A 22,889-nucleotide genomic window follows, 5' to 3' on the forward strand; every position below is an offset into this window, starting at 1 on the left:
TGCGAAGGCGGGTTCTCGTCCTTGCGGCGCTCATCGTCCTCGGTGCGTCGGCGGCGGTCGTCCAGCGGTTCACCGTGCCTTCGTCAGCCCCGTCCTCCGCTCCCACTTCGGGTTCCGCTCCCGCTGCCGCTCCTTCTGTTTCGGCCTCCGCTACCGCTCCTTCTGTTTCGGCCTCCGCTACCGCTCCTTCTGCGTCGGCTTCCGCTTCTGCCTCCGCGCCCCGCGTGTCGGTCTCCCCTTCCTCGACCCGGCCGCCGCCGGTGTCCGCCATGGATCGTCTCGCCGGGCCCGGCGCGCCCGCCGACCTCGACGTCATGAGCTTCAATTTGCGCTACGCGAGCCTGTCCCGGCCCAACTCGTGGGCCGAACGGCGCCCGGTGACCCGCACCCTCCTCACCACCGAGCGCCCGGACCTGATCGGCACCCAGGAGGGCCTGGCCATCCAGTTACGTGACATCGAGAGCGACCTGGGCGCCGACTACGACCGCATCGGTGTCGGCCGCGACCCGGGTGGCCTCGGTGAGCACATGGAGATCTTCTACAACCGCACCAGGCTGCACCTGCTCCGCTACAGCCATTTCTGGCTCTCCGAAACCCCCGACGTGCCCGCTTCGACCAGCTGGAACTCACACCGCATCCGAATGGTCACCTGGGCGCTGTTCGAGGACCGGCAGACCGGCGGCCGTTTCTACGCGGTGAACACCCACCTGGACAACGTGAGCGAACCCGCCCGCCGCAACTCCGCCCACCTGATCATCAGCCGGCTGGCCGCCTTCACCCCGCTCCCGATCGTCCTGACCGGCGACTTCAACAGTCCCGCCACACCGTCCAGCGAGGTCTACCGCCTGCTGACGGTCTCCGCCGGCCTGCACGACACGTGGACCGCCCCGAAACGGGGCCCGGCCTGGGCGACCATCCACAACTACGACCCGCTGATCCCGGACGGCGAACGCGACGACTGGATCCTCACCACCCCCGGCATCACACCGGTGGCCACCTTGATGAACCCCTACCAGCAGTGGGGCCAGTTCCCAAGCGACCACCTCCCGATCCAGACCCGCCTGCGCCTCCCCACCTGACCGCCCGGCAGCCCCGCCCCGCCGACGTCCTGTCCGCCCCTCCCGGCGCCCGCGCTGGACATTGGTGACGACCAGCCCGGCAAGATCGACAGCAGCGCCGGCCGCCCGGGATCGAACGGTCCCTCCGAGACCGCGAGCCGTCGCTGAGCGCTGGAATGCGGGCGGTTTGACCGTGTGGAGCGACGGCTGAGACCGCCAGCCGTCGCTGAGCGCTGGAATGTGGGTGGTTTGAGCGTGTGGGGCGACGGCCGAGACCGCCAGCCGTCGCTGAGCGTTGGAATGCGGGCGGTTTGACCTGCTGGGCGACGGCCGGCAGGGGTCATCGGCCGGTTCCGCGGGCCCTGCTGCTGCCGGTTGCGGGCGGCGGCCGGCGACGTCGATCAGCGCACACATTGGCCTTGCGTGTGCGCTGGTCGTTGCCCGAGCAGAGACAGGAGCACACGCACGGCCGATCGTGAGCGTTCACCCACGCCGGGACGACTACCCGAGCACACGCAACGCCAACGTGTGCGCTCGTCACCGGCGCGGATGCCAATTGAGGAACCTGTACACCTGTAGAACGTGGTGACCGCCGATGGACAGAAGCCCTCCGGCCTCCGGGTCTTGATCGAGGTCCGGTTTCCGCTGCCGAGGCGCGGGGCCGGCGGCACGGCATGGCTGTTTCCGGCTCTCATCGACCGGCCGGCGGCACGGCATGGCTGTTTCCGGGGCCCGGCCGGGCGGCCGGCGGCACTGCACGGCTGCTTCCGCGGCGTTTTAGGGTTTCCCTCGCACCGCCGGGGCCACCTGCGCGGTGTTTTGGGGTTCCTGGCGCACCGCTGGGGTGGCGGATGTCTGGGTTCGCTGCTGCGACGCTGGTGAGGTTGCGCCGTCCGGAAGGGCTGTCCGATGCCCGGCGGCAGGGCCCGCCACGTTTCCGCAGGTAGGCGGGTTCCTCTATTGGTCAGCAGAGTCGTCACCGTTCCGGCGGCGCTCGGCAAGCCGGGAGACGAGATCCCGGCGGATGAACCGGACCCTGATCACGGAAGGTCTCCGGTTCGAGCCATCCCCGCGATCTTGTGGACTTCGGCGAGACAGGTGTGCCTGAAGTCAACAAGATCGCCGGAGAGTGGGGAGTGGGGAGTGGGGAGTGGGGAGCGGGGAGCGGGAGCGGGGAGCGGGAGCGGGGAGCGGGAGCGCGGGGTGGGAGTGCGGGGTGCGAGCGGGAGCGGAGCGCGGTGTGGGAGCGGGGGCGCGGTGCGGGAGCGGGGGCGCGGGGGTGGGTCAGGTTCGGAAGGTGAACCAGTTCAGGGCTGCGTAGTCGGCTGGCTGGGCGCTTGTGAACGTCAAGTAGACGGTGTGGGTGCCGGTGGGGGCGGAGACGTTTCCGGGTACGGAGCGCCAGGACTGCCAGCCGCCGGTGTTGTCCAGGGCGAAGTCGCCGATCGGGGTCGCCGATGGACTGTTCAGGCGGATCTGGATCAGGCCGCTGCCTCCGCCGGTCAGGCCGGATGCCACCCGGGCCACGAAGTCGATCGCCCGGGAGGTTCCGAAGTTGACGTTGTCGTAGCGGAGCCAGTCGCCGTTTCCGAGTGCGGTCACCGCCTTGCCGCCCTCGTCGCATGTCACCACTGTGCCGCCGCTTCTCGAGGTGAACGATTCGGCCTGCAGGACGGCGTAGGCGTCGAGGGTGGACTTGGCTGCCGGGGCCGGCGTGGTCGCCGTGCCGCCCGGGGTTCCGGTCCGGATCGGGGCGTCGCCGCCCTGACCCGGCGCCGGAGCAACCGCCGTGGACGAAGAACCCGGCGGATTGGCCGTGGACTGATAGCCCGGCGGGTAGCCCGTGGGCAGGTGACCCGGCGGGTAGGCCGTGGACTGATAGCCCGGGGGGAAGACCGTGGACGGGTAGCCCGGTGGGTAGGCCGAAGGTGGATAGCCCGATGGATGGTCCGAGGGCATGGCCCCGGCGTTGAGCCACGGTGACGGCATCGCGGGCGGGAACTGGGCGGCGCCGGGCCGGGACGAGTCACGGCTCAGGCCGGACCACAGGGTCAGCGCCAGCAGGACGACCAGCGCGATGATGCCGCTGAAGATGACGACCCATGGTGCCGCCGCCAGGGCCAGGCTGCCGGAGAAACGCCACGCCCGATGCCTGCTCGCCATCAATTCCCCGGAAACTTAAGAGATAACCGTCGATAACCCCGTGAACGTGCACACCCTAGACGAACCCGGCGGTCACCAGGCGACGACCCCCTGAGTGGCCGGCTGGAGGCTGCCGATCTGCAGGGATTTCATGGCGATGCCGCTCTTCTCGGCGGCCGGGAAGCCGTCCAGTTTCGCGGCCGGGCCGTTCGTCGTCTTGGTCAGGCTGTAGCGGATCGTGTTGCCGACGCCGCAGACCGGATCGCTCTTGGCGCAGACGGCCCACTTGATCCCGGCGAACGCGGTGGTGCCCGGCTTGAGGTCGATGGCCACCGCGGGGCCTGGTTCCTCGACCGTCTCCGAGGGCACGTTCGCCGGTTCGTCGGCTGCGTTCACCAGGGTGATCGACAGCCAGCCGTTCACTGTGCAGGTCTTCTTCGACGTGTTGGTGACGGCCACCAGCCCGCGCTGGGTGGTGGCGGTCCCGTTCGGCTGGAGGGTGATGGTGGCGCCGACGTCCTCGGTCTTGCACGTCGACTTCCCGCTGGTCGCGGAGCCGGTGGTGCTCTTGGTCGGTGCGGCGGCCGAGTCGGTGGCCGGCGTGGTCACGGTGGGGGAGGTGGCCGGCGGCGGCGTGGTCCCGGCAGGTGTGGGGGAGGACGACCCGCAGGCGGCCAGGGCGGTGAGCAGGGCCAGACCGGGAACGGCCGTCGTGAGGACTCGCATGTGTTTCCTGTCCGAGGAGAGGGGACTTCGATCAACAAGGGACAGCGTGCCCGATTCGGCCACCGGTTATCACGTCGCCGCCGGAGCTGGCACGAACGCGGTAGCCGTACAAAAAAATATGTTTGGCTAGGTTTTGTCAGCTTGGAGTCGGAGGCTGTGTGGTGCCGGCGGCGGGCACGCTGGGCGCGTGGATGACGAGCAGCGTGGTGGAGTGGCCCGTCGCCGGGTGCTGAGCCTGATGACGATGGCGGTGCCGGCCGCGGTCCTGACCACGGGTGTCGCGCAGCCGGCCGAGGCGGCCCGGGGATCGGGCGGGCCGGTCCCGTTCACGCCGGGCCGGGCGATGGCCGGCTCGTTCCTGCGGTTGCGCGGCCGGACCCTGACCGAGAGCCTGGCGCTGCGCCGCAAGCAGCTGGGCCGTGAGCAGCGGATCGTGCACCGCTACTACCCGTGGTCCGGGTATGCCCCGGTCAGCGAGCCGCAGGTGCCGTCGGACGCGGTGCTCATGGTGTCCTGGGACGGCACCTTCCACAAGCGCATCACCAGCGGCAAGGCGGACCGCAACATCGCCCTGATGGCGAACCGGCTGGCCGGCATGCAGCGCCCGATCATGCTGCGCTGGGGCTGGGAGATGAACGGCAACTGGTTCGACTGGGACGGCGTGCACAACGGGAAGAAGCCGGCCGGGTACATCAAGTCGTGGCAGCGGATGCACCGGATCTTCCGGGACGAGGGCGCGAGCAACGTGGCGTGGGTGTGGGCGCCGAACTGGAACTCCGGCCCGAACGTCGCCTGGAACAGGTTCCAGCACTACTACCCGGGTGACTCGTACGTCGACTGGGTCGGCGTCTCCGGCTACAACTTCTCGAAGGAGTCGCCGCGGACGCTGTTCAGCCCGATCGTCGCGGCCTACGGCAAGCGCAAGCCGATCGTGCTGGCCGAGACGGCGGCCATCGGCCACGGGCGGAACACCAAGGCGCCGTGGATCCGGAAGCTGTCCGCCTACGTGGAGGCGACCCCGTCGATCGGCGCGGTGGTCTGGTTCGACACCGACAACCAGAAGGGCACGTCCCGGAACTTCCGGCCGGACAGTGACGCCGAGGCGCTCGCCGCGTACCGGAAGATGGTCCGGAAGACCCGATTCTCCGGGTGACAGATCTTAACAATCGGAATATTTGCATGCACCGACTAAGACGGAGGGCATGCGTAAATTTCTGGTCGCCGCCGTGGCGACGAGCACGCTGCTGCTGGGAGTGCCGGCGCCCGCCTCGGCGGATCCGCCCGGGCCCGCGCCGGGCGCCCTCCCGTCCGGCTGGTCCTTCGACGAGCGAGCCCTGACCTGGACCAGCGAGAAACCGATCCCACCGGGCGATGCCGCGGTCGAGTTCTGGTCGGGTGACCGGCTGCTCGGCCGGGCCGCCGGGGCTGCCGACCTGCGGACGTTCGCGCTGCCGGCCGGGGCCACCGGCCGGCTGACCGACCTCCAGGTCCGGATCGGCGGCAAGCGGGTCGACGCCGCCGCCCCGAAGGCGGGACAGCGCCTGGCCGCCACCAAGCCGGCCACCGCCCCGGTGCTCCCGGCGAGCACCGTCGACCCCGGCGTCAAGGGCCGGTACGCGACGACGACCGGCGAATACACCCTGCCCGGCGTGCAGCTCTCGACCTACCCGTCCCGGGTCGAGATGCAGGCGGTCGTGGTGGCGCCGAAGGGTGCGCCAGGCAGACGTCCGCTCGCGGTGTTCCTGCACGGCCGGCACTGGACCTGTTTCGCCGGCGACGACCTGAACTCGATCAGTCTCGAATGGCCGTGCCCGGCCGGTTCGGCGGCGGTGCCCAGTCACCGCGGCTACCTCCAGGCGCAGCAGTTGCTCGCGTCGCAGGGCTACGTCACCGTGTCGATCTCGGCCAACGGCATCAACGCGCAGGACACCGCCGACTCCGACGGCGGCGCGCAGGCCCGTTCCGCGCTGGTCCGGATGCACCTGGCGCGCTGGGCCGACTGGTCCGGCGCCGGCCGGGCGAAGGCGCCCGCGATTGTCCGGGCGGCGCCCCGGGCCGACCTGTCCCGGGTGCTGCTGATGGGCCACTCACGCGGTGGCGAGGGGGTGAACCGGGCCGCGCTGGACAGCCTCAACCCGCCGGCGAACGACGACTACCGGGGCCGGACCCGCTGGACGATCCGCGGGATGCTGCTGGTCGGGCCGACGCTGTTCGGCCAGAACCCGCAACCCGACGTGCCGTCGGCGACGATCCTGCCCGGCTGCGACGGTGACGTCTCCGACCTGCAGGGGCAGATGTTCGTCGACGCGACCCGCGGGGTCAGCTCCGGGCGGGCGCTGCACAGCGCGCTCTACATGGTCGGCGCCAACCACAACTACTTCAACACCGAGTGGACCCCCGGGCAGGCGATCGGGCCGGCGTTCGACGACTTCCAGGGCGAGGACGACCCATTGTGTACGCCCGGCGCCGCCCCCGCCCGGCTCACCGCGCAACAGCAGCAGACGGCCGGGGCGACCTACATCGCGACCGCGGCCCGGCTCTTCGTCGGCGGGGACGACCGGGCGCGCCCGCTGCTGGACGGCACCGGGGTGCGTGCGCCGTCGGCCGGCCCGGCCCGGGTGCTGAGCCACGCGATCGGGGCGAACCGTAGCGCCGCCATCGTTCCGGACGAGACGCTGGCCGTACAGCATGCTCGCCTTTGTGACCAGGTGGCCGTCGAACCGGAAGCCGCCTGTATCGAGGGTGTCTCGCCGCATTTCGTGGGTTTTCAATGGCCTGAGCCGGGCCGGAAGGCGGTGGCGCTGGACGGCGCCCGCACCGCCACCCTGACGCCGGCCAAGGCGCTGCCGGTGGCCGGATCGCGGGCGCTGGCGCTGCGGCTGATCGTGCCGCCGAACGCGCCGGCGACCGGATTCACCGTCGCGGTCACCGACGAGCGCGGCCGCCGCACCGCACTGGGCACCGCGACCGTGGCCGGCGTGCCTGGTAGCGAGGGCACCTCGTCGTTCTGGGCGCAGGAGGTGCGGCTGCCGCTGCCGTCGCACGTCCGCACGGTGGCCGGTCTCGAGATCACCCCGCGCGGCGACGGCCCGGCCTGGCTGATCGACGCCTGGGGCTGGTCGCCCGGCACCCCCGCGCCGCGGGCGGCCGCGCTCGACCGGATCGACGTCGGCGAGATCACCGTCGACGAGGGCGACTCCGGCACGGCCGAGTACACCGTGCAGGTGCGGTCGAGCGGGCCGAAGGCGGCCCAGGTCCGGCTGTTCCTGACCGACGCGCGCACCTTCCTGACCACCAACTGGGTCGCCGACGTCAAGCCGGGGACCTCGCGGATCAAGGTGCCGGTCTCGGTTCCCGGCAACACCACCTACGGTGGTGACCGGCGGTACACGGTGTCGGCGAAGGCGATCCGCAATGCGGTGGTCGGCGACTACGACGGCGGAGTCGTGGTACGGGAGGACGAACCCGCCCCGGACATCACGATCACCCCGTCCAGCGAGGTGGCCGAGGGCTCGCCGCTGACGTGGACGGCGTCGCTGTCCGGGCCGGTCGACGAGTACACGTACCTGATCTTCCTGACCCAGCCGCCGGCGACCGGCCCGGAGCTGTCGTCGACCGACGTCGACCCGGCATGGTTCACCGAGAACAGCGGACAGGACCCGGAGCCGTCCCGGCCGCTGTCGTCGACGAACCTCCAGCCGTTCCTGGAGATCCCGCCCGGCGCCACCTCGGTGGACCTCACTGTGCCGACGGTCGCCGACGGGACGGCCGAGGGCGCCGAGCACGTCCGGTTCCAGGGGCTGTTCTTCCTGCCCGGCGCGTGGGAGCCGGTCGAGTTGCCGTTCGCCGACGGCACCCTGACCGACTGATCATGACCGACGGGTCGTGACGTGTGCCCGGGGCCGCGTGGTCCCGGGCACACCCCGTTGCCCATCGATCACCGTTCGTGATTGAGTGGGCACTCAGCGGCGCTTGGGGGTTCCTGTGACGGCTGGCATCCCGCGGCGAGACCACCCCTGGGCAGCGGGGACGTTCCTCGGCAGTCTGCGCCCCGAAGTCGCCGGGGCCCTGGTCAGGAGCAGTGTCCAGCGGACCCTCGAAGCCGGCCGTACCGTTCTGCGCGAGGGCTCCCGCGACACCCACGTGCTGCTGCTGATCGACGGATTCGTCAAGGTGACCACCTCGGTCGAGGGCGTCGAGACCCTGCTCGGCATCCGGCTGCCCGGTGAGGTGGTCGGCGAGATCGGGGCGCTCACCGGCGAGCCCCGCAACGCCACGGTGATCGCCTGCGGCCCGCTCACCGTCGGCCAGCTGAGCGGCGGCGACTTCAACGCGTTCCTGCGGCAGCGCTCGGACGCGGCCGCCCTGATCGCCGCCGCGATGACCCGGCAGCTGCGCTGGGCCAACCGCCGGCGGGTGGACTTCGCGGCGTTCCCGGCCCACGTCCGGCTGGCCCGCCTGCTCACCGAGATCGCCGAGGTCTGCGGGCGGCAGCGCCCGGACGGCAGCGTCGAACTCCTCGTGCACCTGAGCCAGACCGACCTCGCCGCGATGATCGCGATCGCGCCGGCCACCATCCAGAAAGCGTTGCAGCAACTGCGCGACCGTGGCCTGATCACCACCGGCTACCGGCGGCTGGTGATCACCGATCTCGCGAAGCTGAGGACGGCCGACTGAGTCGGAAATGCGAAACCTCCTACTTGTAGGCGGTCTCGATCCCGCGGCGACCCCACCATCGGGCGTATCGGCTCGACAGGGAGGCACGCCGTGCACGCATTGATCGGACGGGGCGACGAACTACGGCGGATCGCCATGCTCGCCGGCGCCGCCACCGTGGGCGCCCCCACCGTGCTGTTGATCGAGGGACCACCCGGCAGCGGCCGGACCCGGCTGCTGGAGGAGACCGCGCGACTGGCCCGGCGCCGAGGTGTCACGGTTCTCGCCGAGCCGGAGTGGGCCGGCGCGGCCGGGTCGCGGCGGCTCCTCGACACGGCCGGCGACGGGCCGCTGCTGTTCGCCGCCGACCATCCCGGCCGGGTCGACCCGCGCGCCTGGCCGGTGCTGGAACTGCTCGCCGAGAAGCGGGCGGTGCTGGTGGTGCTCGCCGGGGGCGGTGTGCCGTACCTGCCGACCGCTGTCGTGCACCGGATCCGGCTCGGCCCGCTCACCGCGGCGGCGCAGGCCGAGTTCGTCGCCCACCTCACCGGCGCCCGCCCCGATCCGCAGCTGACCGACCTGTGCCGGGTCGCCGCCGGACGGCCGGCGGCGCTGCGGGAGCTGCTGACCGGCCTCGGCGAGGACGGGCTGCTGCGCGTCGACGCGGGCCGGGCCACGATCCGGGTCACCCGGCTGCCCCGGCGGGCCGAGGAACACCTGCGCGGACTGGTCGCGTCGGTCTCCGTACCGGCCCGGCACCTGCTTCAGGCCGCGGCCACCATCGGGGTGTCGTTCCCGCTGGCCCGGCTGGCCCGGCTGATGGGCGTCGGCCCGATCACCCTGCTGCCCGCCATCGAGGAGGCGATCGAGTCGGGCCTGCTAGCCGGTGACGGTGAGCGGCTGGCCTTCGGGCACGAGCTGGTCCGGGCGGTGGTTGAGTCGACCTTGCCCCGGCCGGTGGCGGCCGCCCTGCGTGGTGAGCCGCCGCGACGTCCGAGCCGCCCGGTTCCGCCGCCCCGGCCGGGCCTCGCGCCGGGGCGGGTCGACTGGGCCGCGCTCAGCCCCCGCGAGCAGGAGATCGCCGACCTGGTCGGGCAGGCGCTGACCAACCGGCAGATCGCCCGCCGCACCGCGATCAGCCCGCACACCGTCAACTTCCACCTGCGGCAGATCTTCCAGAAACTGGGGCTGGTGTCGCGGGTGGAGCTGGTGGCGCTGTGGCATCAGCGGATGGCCTCCGCAGGCAGTCGAGAAGCTCCGCCGTCGTCATCGTGACCGCGCACCGGCGGGCCGTCCAGTCGAGCGCCAGCAGGTGGTCGGCCAGGCTGAAGTCGGCTGTCGCGTCGGCGATCAGGAACGCCTCGATGTCGTGGGCGAACGCGTCGGCGGCGGTCAGCAGACAGCCGATGTGCGCGAAGATCCCGCACACCACGAGCTGATCCCGGCCGGCGGCGGCCAGGCGGGACGCGAGGTCCGTACGGTGAAAGGCGCTGTATCGGTGTTTGACCACGACCTGATCGCCGTCGCCTGGGGCGAGCGCCGCCACGACGTCCCCGGCCGAGGTCCCGGCGTTCGTCATGCCCGGCCCCCACAGATCGTGCAGCAGTCCGCGCTCGGCCCGGGACACCCGGGACGGCTGGGCGCTGTAGAACACCGGCATCCCGGTCTGCCGGATCGCGGCGATGTTGGCGATCAGCTCGTTCGTGGGTGCGGCGCCGGCCGGCAGGAACCCGGTGAAGTACTCCTGCATGTCATGGATCAGCAGGGCCGCGCGACGCGGGTCGGGCCGCCACGGCGCGTGGCTAGGGGTGAGCTGCTCACGGCCCGGCATCGGGTAGGGGAGGATCGGCGGGATCGGCACGGTCGGAACCTTTCAGACATGCAGCGCAGCGCCACCGTCGACGTAGAGGTCGTGCATGGTGATGTGCCGGGCCCGGTCCGAGGCGAGGAACGCGACCGCCTCGGCCACGTCACCGGGATCGGCGATCCGGCCCAGCGGGATGCCGGTCTTGAACAGCTCCGGCCGGCCGTCGACGGTCCGCCGGGCGTCCTCCGGACCGTGCCACATGCCCCGTTGCATGGGGGTGTCGGTGGAGCCGGGGGAGACCACGTTGCAGCGCACCCCGTGCCCGGCCAGCTCCAGGCCCAGGCAGCGGGTCAGATGTGCGGACGCCGCCTTGGACGCAGCGTACGCGGCCATGCCCATCCGGGGTACCCCGGCCGCGTTGGAGGCGACCGTGATGATCGAACCGCCGCCACGCCCGGCCATCAGCGCGCCGACGCTGCGGCAGAGCCGGAACACCCCCGTGGTGTTGACCTCGAACACCTCCCGCCACTGCTCGTCGGTGGTGGTCACCAGGTCGCCCACGTGCAGCACCCCGGCCACGTTGACCAGCAGCGCGATCGGCCCGATCCGGTCCTCGACGTGCCGGACCACCCGTTCGACGGCGGTGGTGTCCCGGACGTCGAGCTCCAGCGACGACGGTTCCGCCGGCCGGACCCGGTCGGTGGCGGCCACCTGCCAGCCGTCGCGCCGCAGCACCCGCACGACAGCCGCCCCGATGCCCTGCGCGGCCCCGGTGACCAGGGCGACCCGCGCCGTCATGAGCGGGCCGCCGAGCCGTGGCCGTACAGCCAGTCGTGGCCGGGCAGTTCGGCCTTGCCGAGCTGATCGTCGCGTTCGGCCTGCTCGGGACCGTCGGCCAGGTGCAGGGTGCGTGCCCCGGCCAGGCTCGCCGCGGCGACCCGCGCACGCCGCGGCGCCCGCTGCTCCTCGTATCCGGTGAGGCCCGCCTCGGCCAGCGCCACCGCGTCCTCCAGGGCCTGGCACGCGCCCTGCGCCAGGAACGGCAGCAGCGGATGGGCGGCGTCGCCGAGCAGCACCACCCGGCCACGCCGCCAGGCCGGCCGCGACCTGTCGTACAGACCGTGCCGGTCGAACCGGTGGGCGGCGGCGAGCAGCGCCCGGACGGCCGGGTGCCATCCGGCGAACTGGCCGAGCACCTCGGCGGCCGGCACCTCCCGGGCGGCGCGGGCCGGGGTGGCGGCGGCCGCCACGGCGACCACGTTGATCGTGTGCCCGCCGTCGACCGGATAGCTCACACAGTGCCGTCCCGGGCCGAGCCGCACGATCACCCGGTCGCCGTGCCGGGGCAGCCGCCGGGCCGGGGCCAGGCCACGGTAGACGGTGTAGCCGCTGTACCGCAGCGGGTCGGCGACGACCGTCCGGCGGACCACCGAGCGCAGGCCGTCGGCGCCGATCACCAGGTCGGCGGTCAGCCGGGAACCGTCGGCGAGCAGCACGGCGGCCCGGTCACCGAGATCCTCGACGGCCGTGCAGGGGGTGTTCAGGCGTACCTCGGCGTGCCGGTGGGCCGCGCCCAGCAGCATCCGGCACAGCTCGGAGCGCCGCAGCGCGTAGTAGGGGCTGCCGTATCGCCGTTGCGCGTCCGCGCCGAGCGGAACCGTCCCCACCGGGGTGTCGTCACGCCACCGGCGCAGCTCCCGCGCGGCCGGCCGGACCGCGGACGCCAGGTCGCCGGCCAGGCCGAGCCGGTGCAGGACGGCGGCGCCGTTCGGGGCGATCTGGATGCCGCCGCCGGCCACCGCCGGAGCCGGCCCGCGTTCCAGGACCAGGCAGCGCATCCCGCGCCGGCCGAGCGCGGCGGCCACCGCCAGGCCACCGATCCCGCCGCCGACCACGACGATCCGGGTGGCCATCAGTAGTACTCCAGGGCCTTGTCCCAGTCCTCCCCGGCGTGGAACAGCCCACGGGGCTTGACCACCTCCGGCTCGGTGGTGAGCAGCCGTTCCGGGACCAGGCCGCCCGGCGGCAGCGACTCGATCCGGGCGTCCAGGCCGTACGCCCGGCCGGCCGCGTCGTGCAGCTCGCGTTCGGCGGCGTGCCGGTGGGCGGCGGCCACCTCGATCTGGATCCGCAGGCCGTCCGGCTCGGCGCGGGCTCGCCAGAACATCACCCCGTACTCCGCGGGCAGCCCGAACACCAGGTCCTCGACGTCGCCCTGGGTCAGCTCGGCGGCGCCGTCGCGTACCGTCCAGGCGCTGCGGCCCAGCACCCGCACCACCGGCAGCCCCCAGCCGCAGGCACAGTCCGGATCGGACACCTCGACGCTGTCCTCCAGGTTGTAACGCAGCAGCGGCATCGCCTCCCGCTGGAACGGGGTGACGACGAGCTGGCCCCGGCCGGTCGCCGAGCACCGGCCGGTGCCCGGGTCGTACACCTCGAACAGCGCCCGGTCGGCCCACAGATGCAGCCTCCCGGACGGGCACTCGCCGGCCAGGCTGCCGGTCTCGGTGGCGCCGTACTCCTCGACCACCGGCGCGTTCCAGATCTCGGCGATCCGTTTCTTCTTGGCCGGGCCGAGCGGGTCGCCGCCGACGAACAGCGCGCGCAGCGCCGGGAAGTCCCGCTCCGGCGCCCGCCCGGCCAGCCGGGCGGCGGCCGCCCAGAGCAGCGTGTCGGTCGCCAGCGACCAGGTCAGCGTCACGTCCAGGTCGTGCAGGATCCGGACCACCTTGGCGTACGGCATGGCCAGCGACCGGTTGTCGGCGGGCACCACGGTCGCCCCCCGGGACCGCGCGGCGGCGTGCGCCAGATGGCCGGTGATCATCAGGGCGTACGGGGTGCGGACCAGGAACATGTCGTCGGCGCGGATCCCGACGTGCTTGCGGGCGTACCGCTCGGTGAGATCCCGCCAGTCGCCGGGTGTGTAGTACGACGACGTCGGCGTCCCGCTGCTGCCACTCGACTCGTGGTAGGTGGCCAGCTCGGCCCGGTCCACCGCGAGCAGCCCGAACGGATACCCGGCCCGCAGGTCGGCCTTGGTGGTGAGCGGGTAGCCGGCGAACTCGGCCCGGCTGCCCGGCACGCCCCGCCCGGCGTAGAACGGCGACCGTTTCGCCGCCGCGAGGGCGGTCGCGAGCCGGTCGTCCTGCAGCCGGGCCAGTTCGGCCCGGCCGGCCCAGGTGACGTCCAGGGTGTCCATCAGATCTCCTCTCCCAGCACGCGGCACGCGTTCCCGCCGAGGACCGCCGAACGGCCGGCCGGATCGAGCCCGAGCGCGTCGACCTTGCAGAGCTCCACGGCCGGCGCCTGGAGCGGATACTCGGTGCCGAACAGCACCCGGCCCACCCCGAGCCGGGTCACCGCCCGGCGCGCGGTGACGGTCAGGCAGCCGGAGATCTCGGCCAGCACGTTGGGGTGGCCGGCGAGCAGGTCCAACCCGGCCAGGCCGAGCCCGTGGTGCCCGCAGTGCCCCCACACGAACGTCACCCGGGGGAACCGTCCGGCGAGGCGGCCCAGGTCGGCCGGTCCGGCGCCGGGCCGGGCCACCGTCACCAGGTAGACCGGATGCCCGGCCGCCTCGGCCACGGTGACCAGGTCGTGCACGGCCGGATCGTCGAGACGTCCGCCGTGTACCGCGGGAGAGATCTCCAGACCTTTGAAATCAACTGCATCGCTTCGGTACGAGGAGAGGTCGCGCATCGGGTCGGCGAAGAAGAACGGCAGCAGCCGCCCGCCGGAACTCCGGGCGGCCCGCCGCACCCCGTCGTTGTCCGCCGCGGCCTCGGCCCGGCCGCCCTCGTCGATCTGTGCGGCGAGCCGGTCCAGTGGGATCAGTCCGCCGGCGCTGACCGCGGCCCGGTCGATGCCGGCCGCGTCCATCACGGCCAGCAGGCGCTCCGGTTCGGCGCCGCCGGGCACGAGCCGGGCGTGGAAGTCGACGACCGTCATCGTTCATGGCACAGTTCGTCGATCGGGTAGCCGACGTGCCGCTCCCGGCCCGGCAGATGTCCGAGGACCTCGTCACCGGCGCGCAGCTCGGTGCTGTTGAGCACCGTGCCGCCCGGCCCGAGCACCCGTACGTGCCAGTCGTCCTGCACGATCAGGCTGACCGGCTCGCCGCCGGGCGCGGTGGCGTCGATCGCCAGCAGCGGCCGCGTCTCGATCTTGACCCGGCCCACGGTGACCGGCCGGGTCCGCCCGTCCGCCCCGACCGCCAGCACGGTGTCGCCCGCACCCAGCTCGCTGAGGTACCGGGTCCGGCCGCCGCCGGCCATCGTGTAGGACATGATCGCCCCGGCGTTGACCCGGAACGGCCGGGTCGGCATGTACGGCAGCGGATGGGTCTCGCTGACGCAGAGCAGCAGCGCCCGCGCCCACGAGCCGACCAGGATCCCCTCGTCCGGCCGCAGGAGGGCGCACGTGTCCACGCAGGCCCGCTCGCCGGTCCCGACGTGCCGGACCCCGGTGACGGTCATGGTGACCAGCTCCAGGCCGGCGGAGGCGGTGCGGGCCCGCCCGGCCAGCCGGGTCGCGTCCCCGGGCGCCGGACTGGTCAGCATCACCCCGTCCGGCCCGTGTTCGAGCACGCTGAGGTGCACGATCGCGTCGTCGACCCGGCCCGCGGTGGTGATGATGACGCCGGGGCTACGGTCGGCCGCGGCGAGCACGATCTCCATCGGGATGTTCGTCGGGTCCACGAAGGTCAGCACGGTCAGGCCGTCACCGCGGACCGCCTCGCAGGCCTGCTCCAGCACGTCCGGGCCGTCCACGGTGTACCAGCGCCCGAACCGTACGTCCGGATGGTCCTCGGCCAGCCGGCCCGGGTCGCCGTGCGCCGCCGGGTCGAGCAGCACCACGTCGGCTGTCCCGAAGCCGGTGGGCAGCCGGCCGCCGGCCGGGGCCAGCACCCGGGTCACGGTCGGCGGCAGCGCCGCCAGGTCCGCCGGGTCGTCCGCGACGATCGCGTCGAACCGCTGGTGGACCGCCTCCTCGCTGATCGCCCGCCGGGTGTCGCCGGCCGAGCGGACGTCGAGCCACAGTCTCGCGGTCCTGGGGCTCGCGGTCATCGGGCGCCGGCCAGGGCCCGGTGGTGCACGAGGCCGGCCAGCCGTGCGGTGACCGCGCCCGGGTCGGCGGCGGTGAACACCGTCCGCCCGGCCGCCACCCCGCCCGCTCCGGCCCGCAGCGCGGTGGCCAGCCGGGCGACCGCGGTCTCGCCGTCACCGGCCGGGCCGCCCGCGGCCAGCACCGGCACCGGGCAGCTCGCGGTGATCCGGGTGATCGCCGCCGGGTCGTCCGGCAGCATGGTCTTGACCAGGTCGGCGCCGAGCTCGGTGGCGACCGTCAGCGCGTGCGAGATCTGCGCCGGGTCGCGGTCGTCCACCAGCGGGCCGCGCAGGTACATCATGGCCAGCAGCGGCATGCCCCAGCGGTCGCACTGCCCGGCCGTGGCGGCCAGGTGCGCGACCTGCCGGTCCTCGGTGGCCGAGCCGATGTTGACGTGCACGCTCACCGCGTCGGCGCCCAGCCGTACCGCCTCGGCGACCGTGGCCACCGGGTACTTGGCGTCCGGGTCGGCGGCCAGGCCGGTGCTCGCGTTCAGGTGCAGCACCAGCGACATGGTGCGGAACCGCTCCGGGCGGATGCGGGACACCGCGCCCTTGTGCAGCACCACCGCATCCGCGCCGCCGTCGGCCAGCCGGGCGGCCAGCCCGTCGAGCGTCCCCTGGCAGGCCGGTGGACCGGCCCCGATCGCGTGGTCCAGCGGCACCACCAGCAGGCCCGGCGCGTCCGGCCGGTAGAGCCGGCCCATCCGCAGGCGCCTGGCGAAGGATCCGTTGCCGTACACCGGAGTCACCCCTGATTTCCGCCTCGTGATTTCCGTCTCGGCTGAGGCCCGATTCGATGCGCCGACGCTATGCAGCGCGGCGGTGGCCGGCCCACTGCTCGAATGGGTAGGTGCCCGGCGCTGGCGACGAAGGCGCAGGTCAGCGCGGTGACAGGCGGGTGGCCCGGGTAGACGGGTAGTTGTCCCGGGCGGCGCCGCGGGCGTGGGATCGACTGATGACATTCGACGATCTCGCGGGGTTCGGCCTGCCGCCCGGCCCGGCGTTCGCTCTGCTGTACCGGCCCGAGACGGACCCGGGCCGGGTGGACCTGCTGACCGGCGCGGCGGAGACGGTGGCGAGCCTGGCCGACGTGCCGCTGACCCGCGACGGGACCCTGATCGTGGTGCCGTACCGGCAGATCCGGGAGCGCGGGCTGGAGGCGGTCGACGACGGCACGCCGCTGATCGCGATCCGCCCGGCGGCCCGGGTCTCGCTGCCGCTCGGCGAGGTGATGCGCCGGCTGCCGCGCACACCGGACGGCTCGTTGGCAGGAGAGTGCGCCTTCGATCGGTCCGACGACGACTATGCGGCGGTCGTCCGTACCGTCCTGGAAGAGAACATCGCCCAGGGTGACGGCTCGAACTTCGTCCTGCGCCGCACTCGTCGCGGATGTCTCGCCGGCTGGTCGCCGCGGCGGGCGCTGGCGGTGTTCCGCCGGCTGCTCGCCGCCGAGCGGGGCGCGTACTGGACGTTCCTGGTGCACTGGAACGGCCGGACGCTGCTCGGCGCCACCCCGGAGAGCCAGGTGCGGGTGGCCGCCGGCACGGCCCGGATGACCCCGATCAGCGGCACCTACCGCTATCCGGCGGGCGGCCCGACCAGTGCCGGGCTGCGCGGGTTCCTGGCCGACCCCAAGGAGAACGGCGAGCTGCTCATGGTGGTGGACGAGGAGCTCAAGATGATGGCCGGGATCTGCGCCGGCGGCGGCCGGGTGCGCGACCCGAGCCTGCGGCTGATGTCCCGGCTCGCGCACACCGAGTACGTGATCGAGGGACCGACCGATCTGGACGTCCGCGACGTCCTGCGGCTCACCATGCCCGCGCCGACGGTGACCGGCAGCCCGGTGCGCAACGCCTGCCGGGTCGTCGCCGGTCACGAGGGCGCCGGGCGCGGCTACTACGGTGGGGTGCTCGCCCTGGCCGGCCCGGACGATCTGGACGCGGCCCTGCTGATCCGCACCGCGGACGTCGACGCGGACGGCCGGTTCACCATCGGCGCCGGGGCCACCCTGGTCCGCGGTTCGGATCCGGTGGCCGAGGCGATGGAGACCCGGGCCAAGACGTCGGCGCTGCTCGGCGCGCTGACCGGGGAGGGCGGCGAGAACCTGTCACCGGGTCCGGTGGTCCGGGTGCCGGTCCCCGCCGACGATCATCTGTCCGTCTTCTGGCGCCGCCCGGCCACCGCACCGCCCGCTCCGAACGGGCGACGGCTGATGATCGTGTCGGCCGAGGACGACTTCACCGGCATGCTCGCCCGGATGGCCGAATCGCTCGGCGACGACGTCCGGGTGGTGCCGTGGCAGCACGCCGCCGGCACGGACGCCGACATCGTCCTGATCGGACCCGGGCCGGGTGATCCGCGGGATCGTTCCGACCCGCGCGTCGACGCCCTCCACCGGCTCGCCCGGGACCTGCTCGCCCGCCGGAAGCCGTTGCTCGCGGTCTGCCTGGGGCACCAGGTGGTGGCGGCCCAGCTGGGTCTGGAGATCACTCGTTTGAGTGAACCTGCGCAGGGCGTACGGCGCCGGATCACCCTGGACGGCCGGCCCCGGCTGGTCGGTCTCTACCACTCGTTCACCGCCGTGAGCAGTGCCGACTCGATGACATCGGACCTGGTGGACGGTCCCGTGCAGGTGACCCGTGACCAGGTCGGCGGCGCGGTTCACGCGTTGGCCGCCCGGGGTCTGCGATCAATACAGTTCCATGCAGAGTCACTGCTGACCGAGGACGGGGCGGCCATTCTGGACTCCATGCTCGCGGCGGTGGCGAAGTCAACCATTGATCGATTGGCTTCGAAAGGTCTCATCCGGCAAGGTGCGCAGCGACACGCCCGATGCTGATCGGTCACACGGACAGAAACCATGCCGTATCGGCCGGTCGGTCGAGCCGCCCGCGAGCACTAAATTTCGGCGGACGGGGACTGTCGATGTAACAGCGATCTTGTGAGGGAGACGGGTCGCTAAGTGAACGACCACATCATCGGGCGCGCCCGCGAGCTGGCCATCATCCGTCAGGCTCTGGACGAGACCAGGGCCGGCATCGGTGGCTGCCACGTGATACTCGGCCCACCGGGCATCGGCAAGTCGCGGATCCTGCGCGCCGCCGGCGACTACGCCGACGGCCGGGACATCGCGGTGGCCGCCCGCGAGGCGTTCCGCCACGACCTCGCGGCCCCACTCGTCTCGCTGGCCGGCGCGCTGCTCCAGTGCAGCCCACCGACCGGGGAGTTCGCGTGGCTGGCCGGCTCGGCCGAGGCGGACCCCGGCAACCACGCCCGGATCCACCGGCTGCGCACGTCGCTGGAACGGTACGCGGCCGACAACCCGCTGCTGATCGTGCTCGACGACGCGCACTGGCTGGACGAGCTGAGCGCGCTCGCCGTCCGCGAGCTGGTGCCCGCCCTGGCCTCCTCGCCGGTGCGCTGGCTGCTCGCCGGCCGCCCCGGCCCGGAGGGCACGCCAGGCGCCGAGACCCTGAACTGGCTGGCCCAGTACGGCTCGTCGATCACCCTCGGCGTCTTCGGCGAGACCGAGACGAAGCAGCTGTGCGAGTCGGTGATCGGCGCGACCGTCGACAAGACCGTCGAAGCGCTTGTCCCCGGCTGCGGCGGCAACCCGCTGCTGATCGAGGAGCTGCTCTCCGCCCTGCGCGACTCCGGCCAGCTCGTCGTCGCCGACGGCATCGCCACGGTGACCGGCGAGGACCTGCCCGGCAGCTTCGTGTCGATAATCAATGGGCGGCTGGAGCGGCTGTCCCCGGACGCCCGATGGCTGCTGCGGGCCACCTCGGTGTTGGGCCGCCCGTTCGACCTGGAGGCGGCCGGCCGGTTGATGGATCGCCGGCCGACCGGGCTGTTCGACCTGGTCGACGAGGTCAACGAGGCCGGGATGCTGGTCGAGGACCAGGACGGCCTGACCTTCCGGCACGACCAGGTACGCCTGGCCGTGCAGAGCAGCCTCGGCGCGGTGAAGGCCCGCCAGCTGCACCGGGAGGCCGCCGCGATGGCCAGCGAACTGGGCCGGCCGACCGCCGAGATCGCCGCGCACCTGCTGCGCAGCGGCCCGGCCGGCACCCGCGAGGCGGTCGACCTGCTGCGGGACACCGCCGCCCGGGTCGCCCCGGACTCACCGGCCGACGCCGCCGAGCTGATGCAGCAGGCGCTGAACGCGATCGGCCGGCACGACCCGGAACGGCCGGAGATGGTCGCCGCGACCGTACGGCTGCTCGCCTCGGCCGCCAAGGTGGCCCGCGCGCAGGAACTGGGCGAGGCCGCGCTGCGGGCCGGACTGGACCCGCCGACCCGGGCCTACCTGCACCTCGGGCTGGCCGAGGCGTTCAAGCACGCCGGGCACAACGCCCGCGCCGCCGAGTACGCCGAGGACGGGCTGGCCGGCCCGGCGGCCACCCCACCGACCCGGGCCCGGCTGCACGCGATCCACGCGCACGCCACGTTCTACCTCGACGACTTCGCCGCCGCCGACCGGGCCGGAGCGGCCGCCGACGAGATAGGGCGCGAACACGAACCGGGCGCGGCGGTCTTCGGGCTGACCGCGCGCAGCCTGGTCGCGCAGGCCCAGGGCCGGCTCGCCGACTCGCTGGAACACGCGAGCGCGGCCACCGAACTGGCCGACCGGTCCGGCGGGACAGCCCTGCACCGGCATCCCCGGATCTGGCTCGCCAACGCGCTGACCTCGCTGGACCGTTTCGACGAGGCCCAGCGGGAACTGCGCGCGGCCCGCCGGGAGGCGGAACGTCTCGGCACCCGCTGGGCCCAGCCGTTGCTGCACTACTACCTGTCCGCGCTGCTGACCGCCCGCGGCCGGCTCGACGACGCGGCCGCCGAGGCCGACGCCGGCGTGACCGTGGCCGAGCAGGAGACCGCCCACCAGCTGATCGTGCCGCTGCTCGGCACCCTCATCCGGCTCGCCGTGCTGCGCCGCGACCTGGACCAGGCCCGCGCCCACATCGAGCGGGTCGCCGCCCTGATCGCCACCGGCATCAACGCGCCGCCGGAGGACGTCGAGTGGCCCCGGGCGATGCTGTTCGTCGCCGAGGGGGCGACCGGGGCGGCGGTGCACGAAGCGGCCCGGATCTACGACACGCTCCCGGCCCGCCCGACGCTGATCGTGCAGCGGCCGACCGCGGCCGGCGCCCTGGTCCGGATGGCGCTGACCGCCGGCCGGCGGGACCGGGCCGCGATCGTCGTCGACTCGGCCGCCCGCCTGGCCGCGGGCAACCCGGATTCCCGGGCGGCGGCCGGCTCGGCCGCGCACGCCGCCGGCCTGTTCGACGAGGACGCCGAACAGTTGACCTTCGCGGTGAAACAGTTCCGCGGCGCGGGCCGGTCGCTGGCGCTGGCGTCCGCGCTGGCCGACCTGGCCGTGCTCACCCGCAAGCGGGACGAGCACTACGACGAGGCGATGGAGCTGTCCGCCGAGTTCGGCGCCTACAGCATCCGGGCCCGGCTGGACGCCGGCTTCGGGACCGCGGCCGGTTCGGGGATCGCGAAGACGCCGGTCCTGCCGCTGCTGACCAGGGTGGAACGGGAGGTGGCGCTGCTGGTGGCGGACGGGCTGACCAACACCCAGGTGGCCGACCGGCTGTGGAAGTCACCGCACACGGTGGACACCCATCTGCGGAAGATTTTCAAGAAGCAGGACATCCGCAGCCGGGTGGAACTGGCCAAACTGGTCGCGGAGGAACGTGCCCGCAATCCCGGGGACACGTGATACCGGCATCGGCCCGGCTGACCCAGCATGACGGTAGGTGAGGTCCACCTGCCCCGACGCTGGAGCCGATTGTCATGCCTGATCTGCGTACCCCCGTGCTGGTGATCGGCGCCGGTCTGACCGGTTGTGTGCTGGCCCTGGAGCTGGCCCACCACGGGGTGCCGAGCATGGTGGTGGAGCGAGCCGCCCGAATACCCCAGCAACACGAGCTCAACCTGGTCAGCGGGCGCAGCATGGAGCTGCTGCGCCGGCTCGGGCTGGCCGAACGGATCCGTGAGCACGGCGTCGACCCGGACAGCCAGGCCGCGGTCGTCTGGAGCCGGTCGATCGGCCGGCCGCCGGTGCTGGTCACCGAGGTGCCGTCGGCCAACGAGCTGCGCCGCCGGTACGCGGGCACCACCGACGGCAGCACCCCGGTCGAGCCGTACACGCTGGTGACCGGCACCGGCCTGACCACCAGGCTGCGCGGGGTGGTCCGCGAGCATCCGCTGATCGACCTGCGCGAGGGCTGGACCTTCACCGACCTGCGGGTCGAGCCGCACCGGACGGTCGCGACCGTGCTCGACGGCGGCAGCCGCACCAGGCATCTGATCGAGGCCGGGTACCTGGCCGGATGTGACGGGGCGCAGAGCACCGTACGCCGATGTCTCGGGGTCGCCCTGGAGACGGCGGCCGCCCCGGCCGGCCACTGCACGATCTACTTCCGTACCGGCGCGCTCGGCCACCCGTACCCCGGGCAGTCCACGATCATCACGTCCGGGGTGGCGCTGACCAGACAGTCCGGCTCCGACCTGTGGATCGGGCAGTTCCCCCTGGACCCCGGGGACAGCACGGTCACCGACCCGGCCGCGCTGCTGCTCCAGCGGCTCGGCATCCGGCTCGACGCGTCCCAGATCCTCGGCGTCACCCAGTGGCAGGAGGCGCTCGGCATCGCGGCCGCCTACCGGCGCGGTCCCGCTTTCCTGGCCGGGCAGTCGGCCCACCCGTTCCATCCACCGAGCCATTCGGTGGACACCTGTCTGGGTGACGCCGTCGATCTGGGGTGGAAACTGGCCGCCACGATCGGCGGGTGGGCCGGGCCCGCGCTGCTGGGCAGCTACCAGACGGAACGCCGGCAACGGGCGGTCCTGGTCCGGGAGCTGCTGGCCCGGTCACTGGAGGCACGGCAGCGGTTCCGGCGGCTGGCGGCGGCCGGCGCCTCCACCGCGTATCTGGCCGGCGTGCTGCGTACCGAGCCGCCGCAGATCGACCCGTCCGGCACGCTCCCCGGCAGCGGGCCCGCCACGTCCGCGGTCGTCTGGCGCGACGCGGGCGATCCGTCGCCCGTCGCGCGGCCCGGCAGCCGGTTGCCCGCCTTGCGGACAAGCGACGGGCGGCAGCTGTACGACCTGCTCGGCCCACAATTCACACTGCTCGATCTGACCGACGGTGAGGACGGCCACACGCTCGTGGACATCGCGTGTGCACGTGGCATCCCCATGGTCCACCTGGGACTGCGTGACGCGCCGACGCTCGCCCGGGCCGGGTCCGGGCTGCTCCTGGTGCGTCCCGACCATCACGTCGCGTGGCGAGGAGCCGGTCGTCCGTCCGAATGGGACGCCGTCCTCGACGTGGTGACCGGACACCGCGCGCAGGACCCCGCGATTACGTGATGGTGCCGCCCC

General features: G+C 73.1%; 15 protein-coding genes and 2 pseudogenes. 8 read left to right on the top strand and 9 right to left on the bottom strand.

Going from position 1 to position 22,889, the window contains the following annotated elements; translation table 11 throughout:
- The first annotated feature begins 269 nt into the window (after positions 1-269).
- Positions 270-1,079, top strand: a complete 810-nt coding sequence (locus AB0E94_RS00875; protein WP_360320368.1) for an endonuclease/exonuclease/phosphatase family protein — start codon at positions 270-272, stop codon at positions 1,077-1,079.
- Between the two features lie 1,263 nt (positions 1,080-2,342).
- Here AB0E94_RS00875 and AB0E94_RS00880 read toward each other — a convergent pair.
- A pseudogene (locus AB0E94_RS00880) lies at positions 2,343-2,744 on the bottom strand (carbohydrate-binding protein); the annotation flags it as partial.
- A gap of 549 nt (positions 2,745-3,293) precedes the next feature.
- Complete coding sequence (locus tag AB0E94_RS00885) at positions 3,294-3,926, bottom strand: DUF4232 domain-containing protein (RefSeq protein WP_360320371.1); 633 nt, start codon at positions 3,924-3,926, stop codon at positions 3,294-3,296.
- A 187-nt stretch (positions 3,927-4,113) separates the two neighbouring features.
- Here AB0E94_RS00885 and AB0E94_RS00890 point away from each other — a divergent pair, with 187 nt between their 5' ends.
- The 4 genes from AB0E94_RS00890 to AB0E94_RS00905 all read left to right on the top strand — a co-directional run bounded on the left by AB0E94_RS00890 (position 4,114) and on the right by AB0E94_RS00905 (position 9,857).
- Positions 4,114-5,079 (top strand): glycosyl hydrolase, encoded by a 966-nt coding sequence (locus tag AB0E94_RS00890; protein ID WP_360320374.1) that lies wholly within the window; start codon positions 4,114-4,116, stop codon positions 5,077-5,079.
- Between the two features lie 49 nt (positions 5,080-5,128).
- Positions 5,129-7,795, top strand: a complete 2,667-nt coding sequence (locus AB0E94_RS00895) for a hypothetical protein (protein WP_360320377.1) — start codon at positions 5,129-5,131, stop codon at positions 7,793-7,795.
- A 115-nt stretch (positions 7,796-7,910) separates the two neighbouring features.
- Positions 7,911-8,603, top strand: coding sequence for a Crp/Fnr family transcriptional regulator (locus AB0E94_RS00900; RefSeq protein ID WP_360320380.1), 693 nt, complete (start codon positions 7,911-7,913; stop codon positions 8,601-8,603).
- A 90-nt stretch (positions 8,604-8,693) separates the two neighbouring features.
- Positions 8,694-9,857, top strand: coding sequence for a LuxR C-terminal-related transcriptional regulator (locus tag AB0E94_RS00905; protein WP_360320383.1), 1,164 nt, complete (start codon positions 8,694-8,696; stop codon positions 9,855-9,857).
- A 40-nt stretch (positions 9,858-9,897) separates the two neighbouring features.
- Here the strand turns inward: AB0E94_RS00905 and AB0E94_RS00910 are convergent.
- The 7 genes and pseudogenes from AB0E94_RS00910 to AB0E94_RS00940 all read right to left on the bottom strand — a co-directional run.
- Positions 9,898-10,413, bottom strand: a pseudogene (locus AB0E94_RS00910) (isochorismatase family protein); the annotation flags it as partial.
- 42 nt (positions 10,414-10,455) lie between these two features.
- The gene (dhbA, locus tag AB0E94_RS00915; RefSeq protein WP_360320386.1) at positions 10,456-11,187 is read right to left on the bottom strand and encodes a 2,3-dihydro-2,3-dihydroxybenzoate dehydrogenase; all 732 of its coding nucleotides are present in this window, start codon (positions 11,185-11,187) and stop codon (positions 10,456-10,458) included.
- Positions 11,184-12,302 carry an FAD-dependent monooxygenase gene (locus tag AB0E94_RS00920; RefSeq protein ID WP_360320389.1) on the bottom strand — a complete coding sequence of 373 codons (1,119 nt, stop codon included), beginning with the start codon at positions 12,300-12,302 and terminating at the stop codon, positions 11,184-11,186. The genes dhbA and AB0E94_RS00920 overlap by 4 nt, the downstream gene beginning before the upstream one ends.
- A complete protein-coding gene (locus AB0E94_RS00925) occupies positions 12,302-13,588 on the bottom strand; it encodes an AMP-binding protein (RefSeq protein ID WP_360320392.1) in 1,287 nt (428 codons plus the stop codon). Before AB0E94_RS00925 ends, AB0E94_RS00920 begins: the two co-directional genes overlap by 1 nt.
- Positions 13,588-14,337: an amidohydrolase family protein gene (locus AB0E94_RS00930; protein ID WP_360320395.1), complete on the bottom strand. Its 750-nt coding sequence runs from the start codon at positions 14,335-14,337 to the stop codon at positions 13,588-13,590. The genes AB0E94_RS00925 and AB0E94_RS00930 overlap by 1 nt, the downstream gene beginning before the upstream one ends.
- Positions 14,334-15,455, bottom strand: coding sequence for a 3-dehydroquinate synthase II family protein (locus AB0E94_RS00935; RefSeq protein WP_360320398.1), 1,122 nt, complete (start codon positions 15,453-15,455; stop codon positions 14,334-14,336). The genes AB0E94_RS00930 and AB0E94_RS00935 overlap by 4 nt, the downstream gene beginning before the upstream one ends.
- A complete protein-coding gene (locus AB0E94_RS00940) occupies positions 15,452-16,237 on the bottom strand; it encodes a 2-amino-3,7-dideoxy-D-threo-hept-6-ulosonate synthase (RefSeq protein WP_360320401.1) in 786 nt (261 codons plus the stop codon). The genes AB0E94_RS00935 and AB0E94_RS00940 overlap by 4 nt, the downstream gene beginning before the upstream one ends.
- A 215-nt stretch (positions 16,238-16,452) precedes the next feature.
- On the opposite strand from AB0E94_RS00940, the gene AB0E94_RS00945 reads away from it, so the two are divergent.
- From AB0E94_RS00945 to AB0E94_RS00955, 3 genes are all read left to right on the top strand, one after another.
- Positions 16,453-18,336, top strand: a complete 1,884-nt coding sequence (locus AB0E94_RS00945) for an anthranilate synthase family protein (protein ID WP_360320404.1) — start codon at positions 16,453-16,455, stop codon at positions 18,334-18,336.
- Positions 18,337-18,459: 123 nt separating this feature from the next.
- Positions 18,460-21,225 (top strand): AAA family ATPase, encoded by a 2,766-nt coding sequence (locus AB0E94_RS00950; protein ID WP_360320407.1) that lies wholly within the window; start codon positions 18,460-18,462, stop codon positions 21,223-21,225.
- A gap of 74 nt (positions 21,226-21,299) precedes the next feature.
- Complete coding sequence (locus AB0E94_RS00955) at positions 21,300-22,877, top strand: FAD-dependent monooxygenase (protein ID WP_360320410.1); 1,578 nt, start codon at positions 21,300-21,302, stop codon at positions 22,875-22,877.
- Positions 22,878-22,889 lie beyond the last annotated feature (12 nt).

The sequence above is a fragment of the Actinoplanes sp. NPDC026670 genome (genome assembly GCF_040638175.1).
GTDB lineage: Bacteria > Actinomycetota > Actinomycetes > Mycobacteriales > Micromonosporaceae > Actinoplanes.

What these genes read in the sequence shown, in the direction of transcription:
- dhbA (WP_360320386.1), bottom strand. Translation starts at nt 11,187, where the DNA reads ATGACGGCGCGGGTCGCCCTGGTCACCGGGGCCGCGCAGGGCATCGGG.
- AB0E94_RS00895 (WP_360320377.1), top strand. Translation starts at nt 5,129, where the DNA reads ATGCGTAAATTTCTGGTCGCCGCCGTGGCGACGAGCACGCTGCTGCTG.
- AB0E94_RS00945 (WP_360320404.1), top strand. Translation starts at nt 16,453, where the DNA reads ATGACATTCGACGATCTCGCGGGGTTCGGCCTGCCGCCCGGCCCGGCG.
- AB0E94_RS00935 (WP_360320398.1), bottom strand. Translation starts at nt 15,455, where the DNA reads ATGACCGCGAGCCCCAGGACCGCGAGACTGTGGCTCGACGTCCGCTCG.
- AB0E94_RS00925 (WP_360320392.1), bottom strand. Translation starts at nt 13,588, where the DNA reads ATGGACACCCTGGACGTCACCTGGGCCGGCCGGGCCGAACTGGCCCGG.
- AB0E94_RS00875 (WP_360320368.1), top strand. Translation starts at nt 270, where the DNA reads ATGGATCGTCTCGCCGGGCCCGGCGCGCCCGCCGACCTCGACGTCATG.
- AB0E94_RS00920 (WP_360320389.1), bottom strand. Translation starts at nt 12,302, where the DNA reads ATGGCCACCCGGATCGTCGTGGTCGGCGGCGGGATCGGTGGCCTGGCG.
- AB0E94_RS00930 (WP_360320395.1), bottom strand. Translation starts at nt 14,337, where the DNA reads ATGACGGTCGTCGACTTCCACGCCCGGCTCGTGCCCGGCGGCGCCGAA.
- AB0E94_RS00955 (WP_360320410.1), top strand. Translation starts at nt 21,300, where the DNA reads ATGCCTGATCTGCGTACCCCCGTGCTGGTGATCGGCGCCGGTCTGACC.
- AB0E94_RS00885 (WP_360320371.1), bottom strand. Translation starts at nt 3,926, where the DNA reads ATGCGAGTCCTCACGACGGCCGTTCCCGGTCTGGCCCTGCTCACCGCC.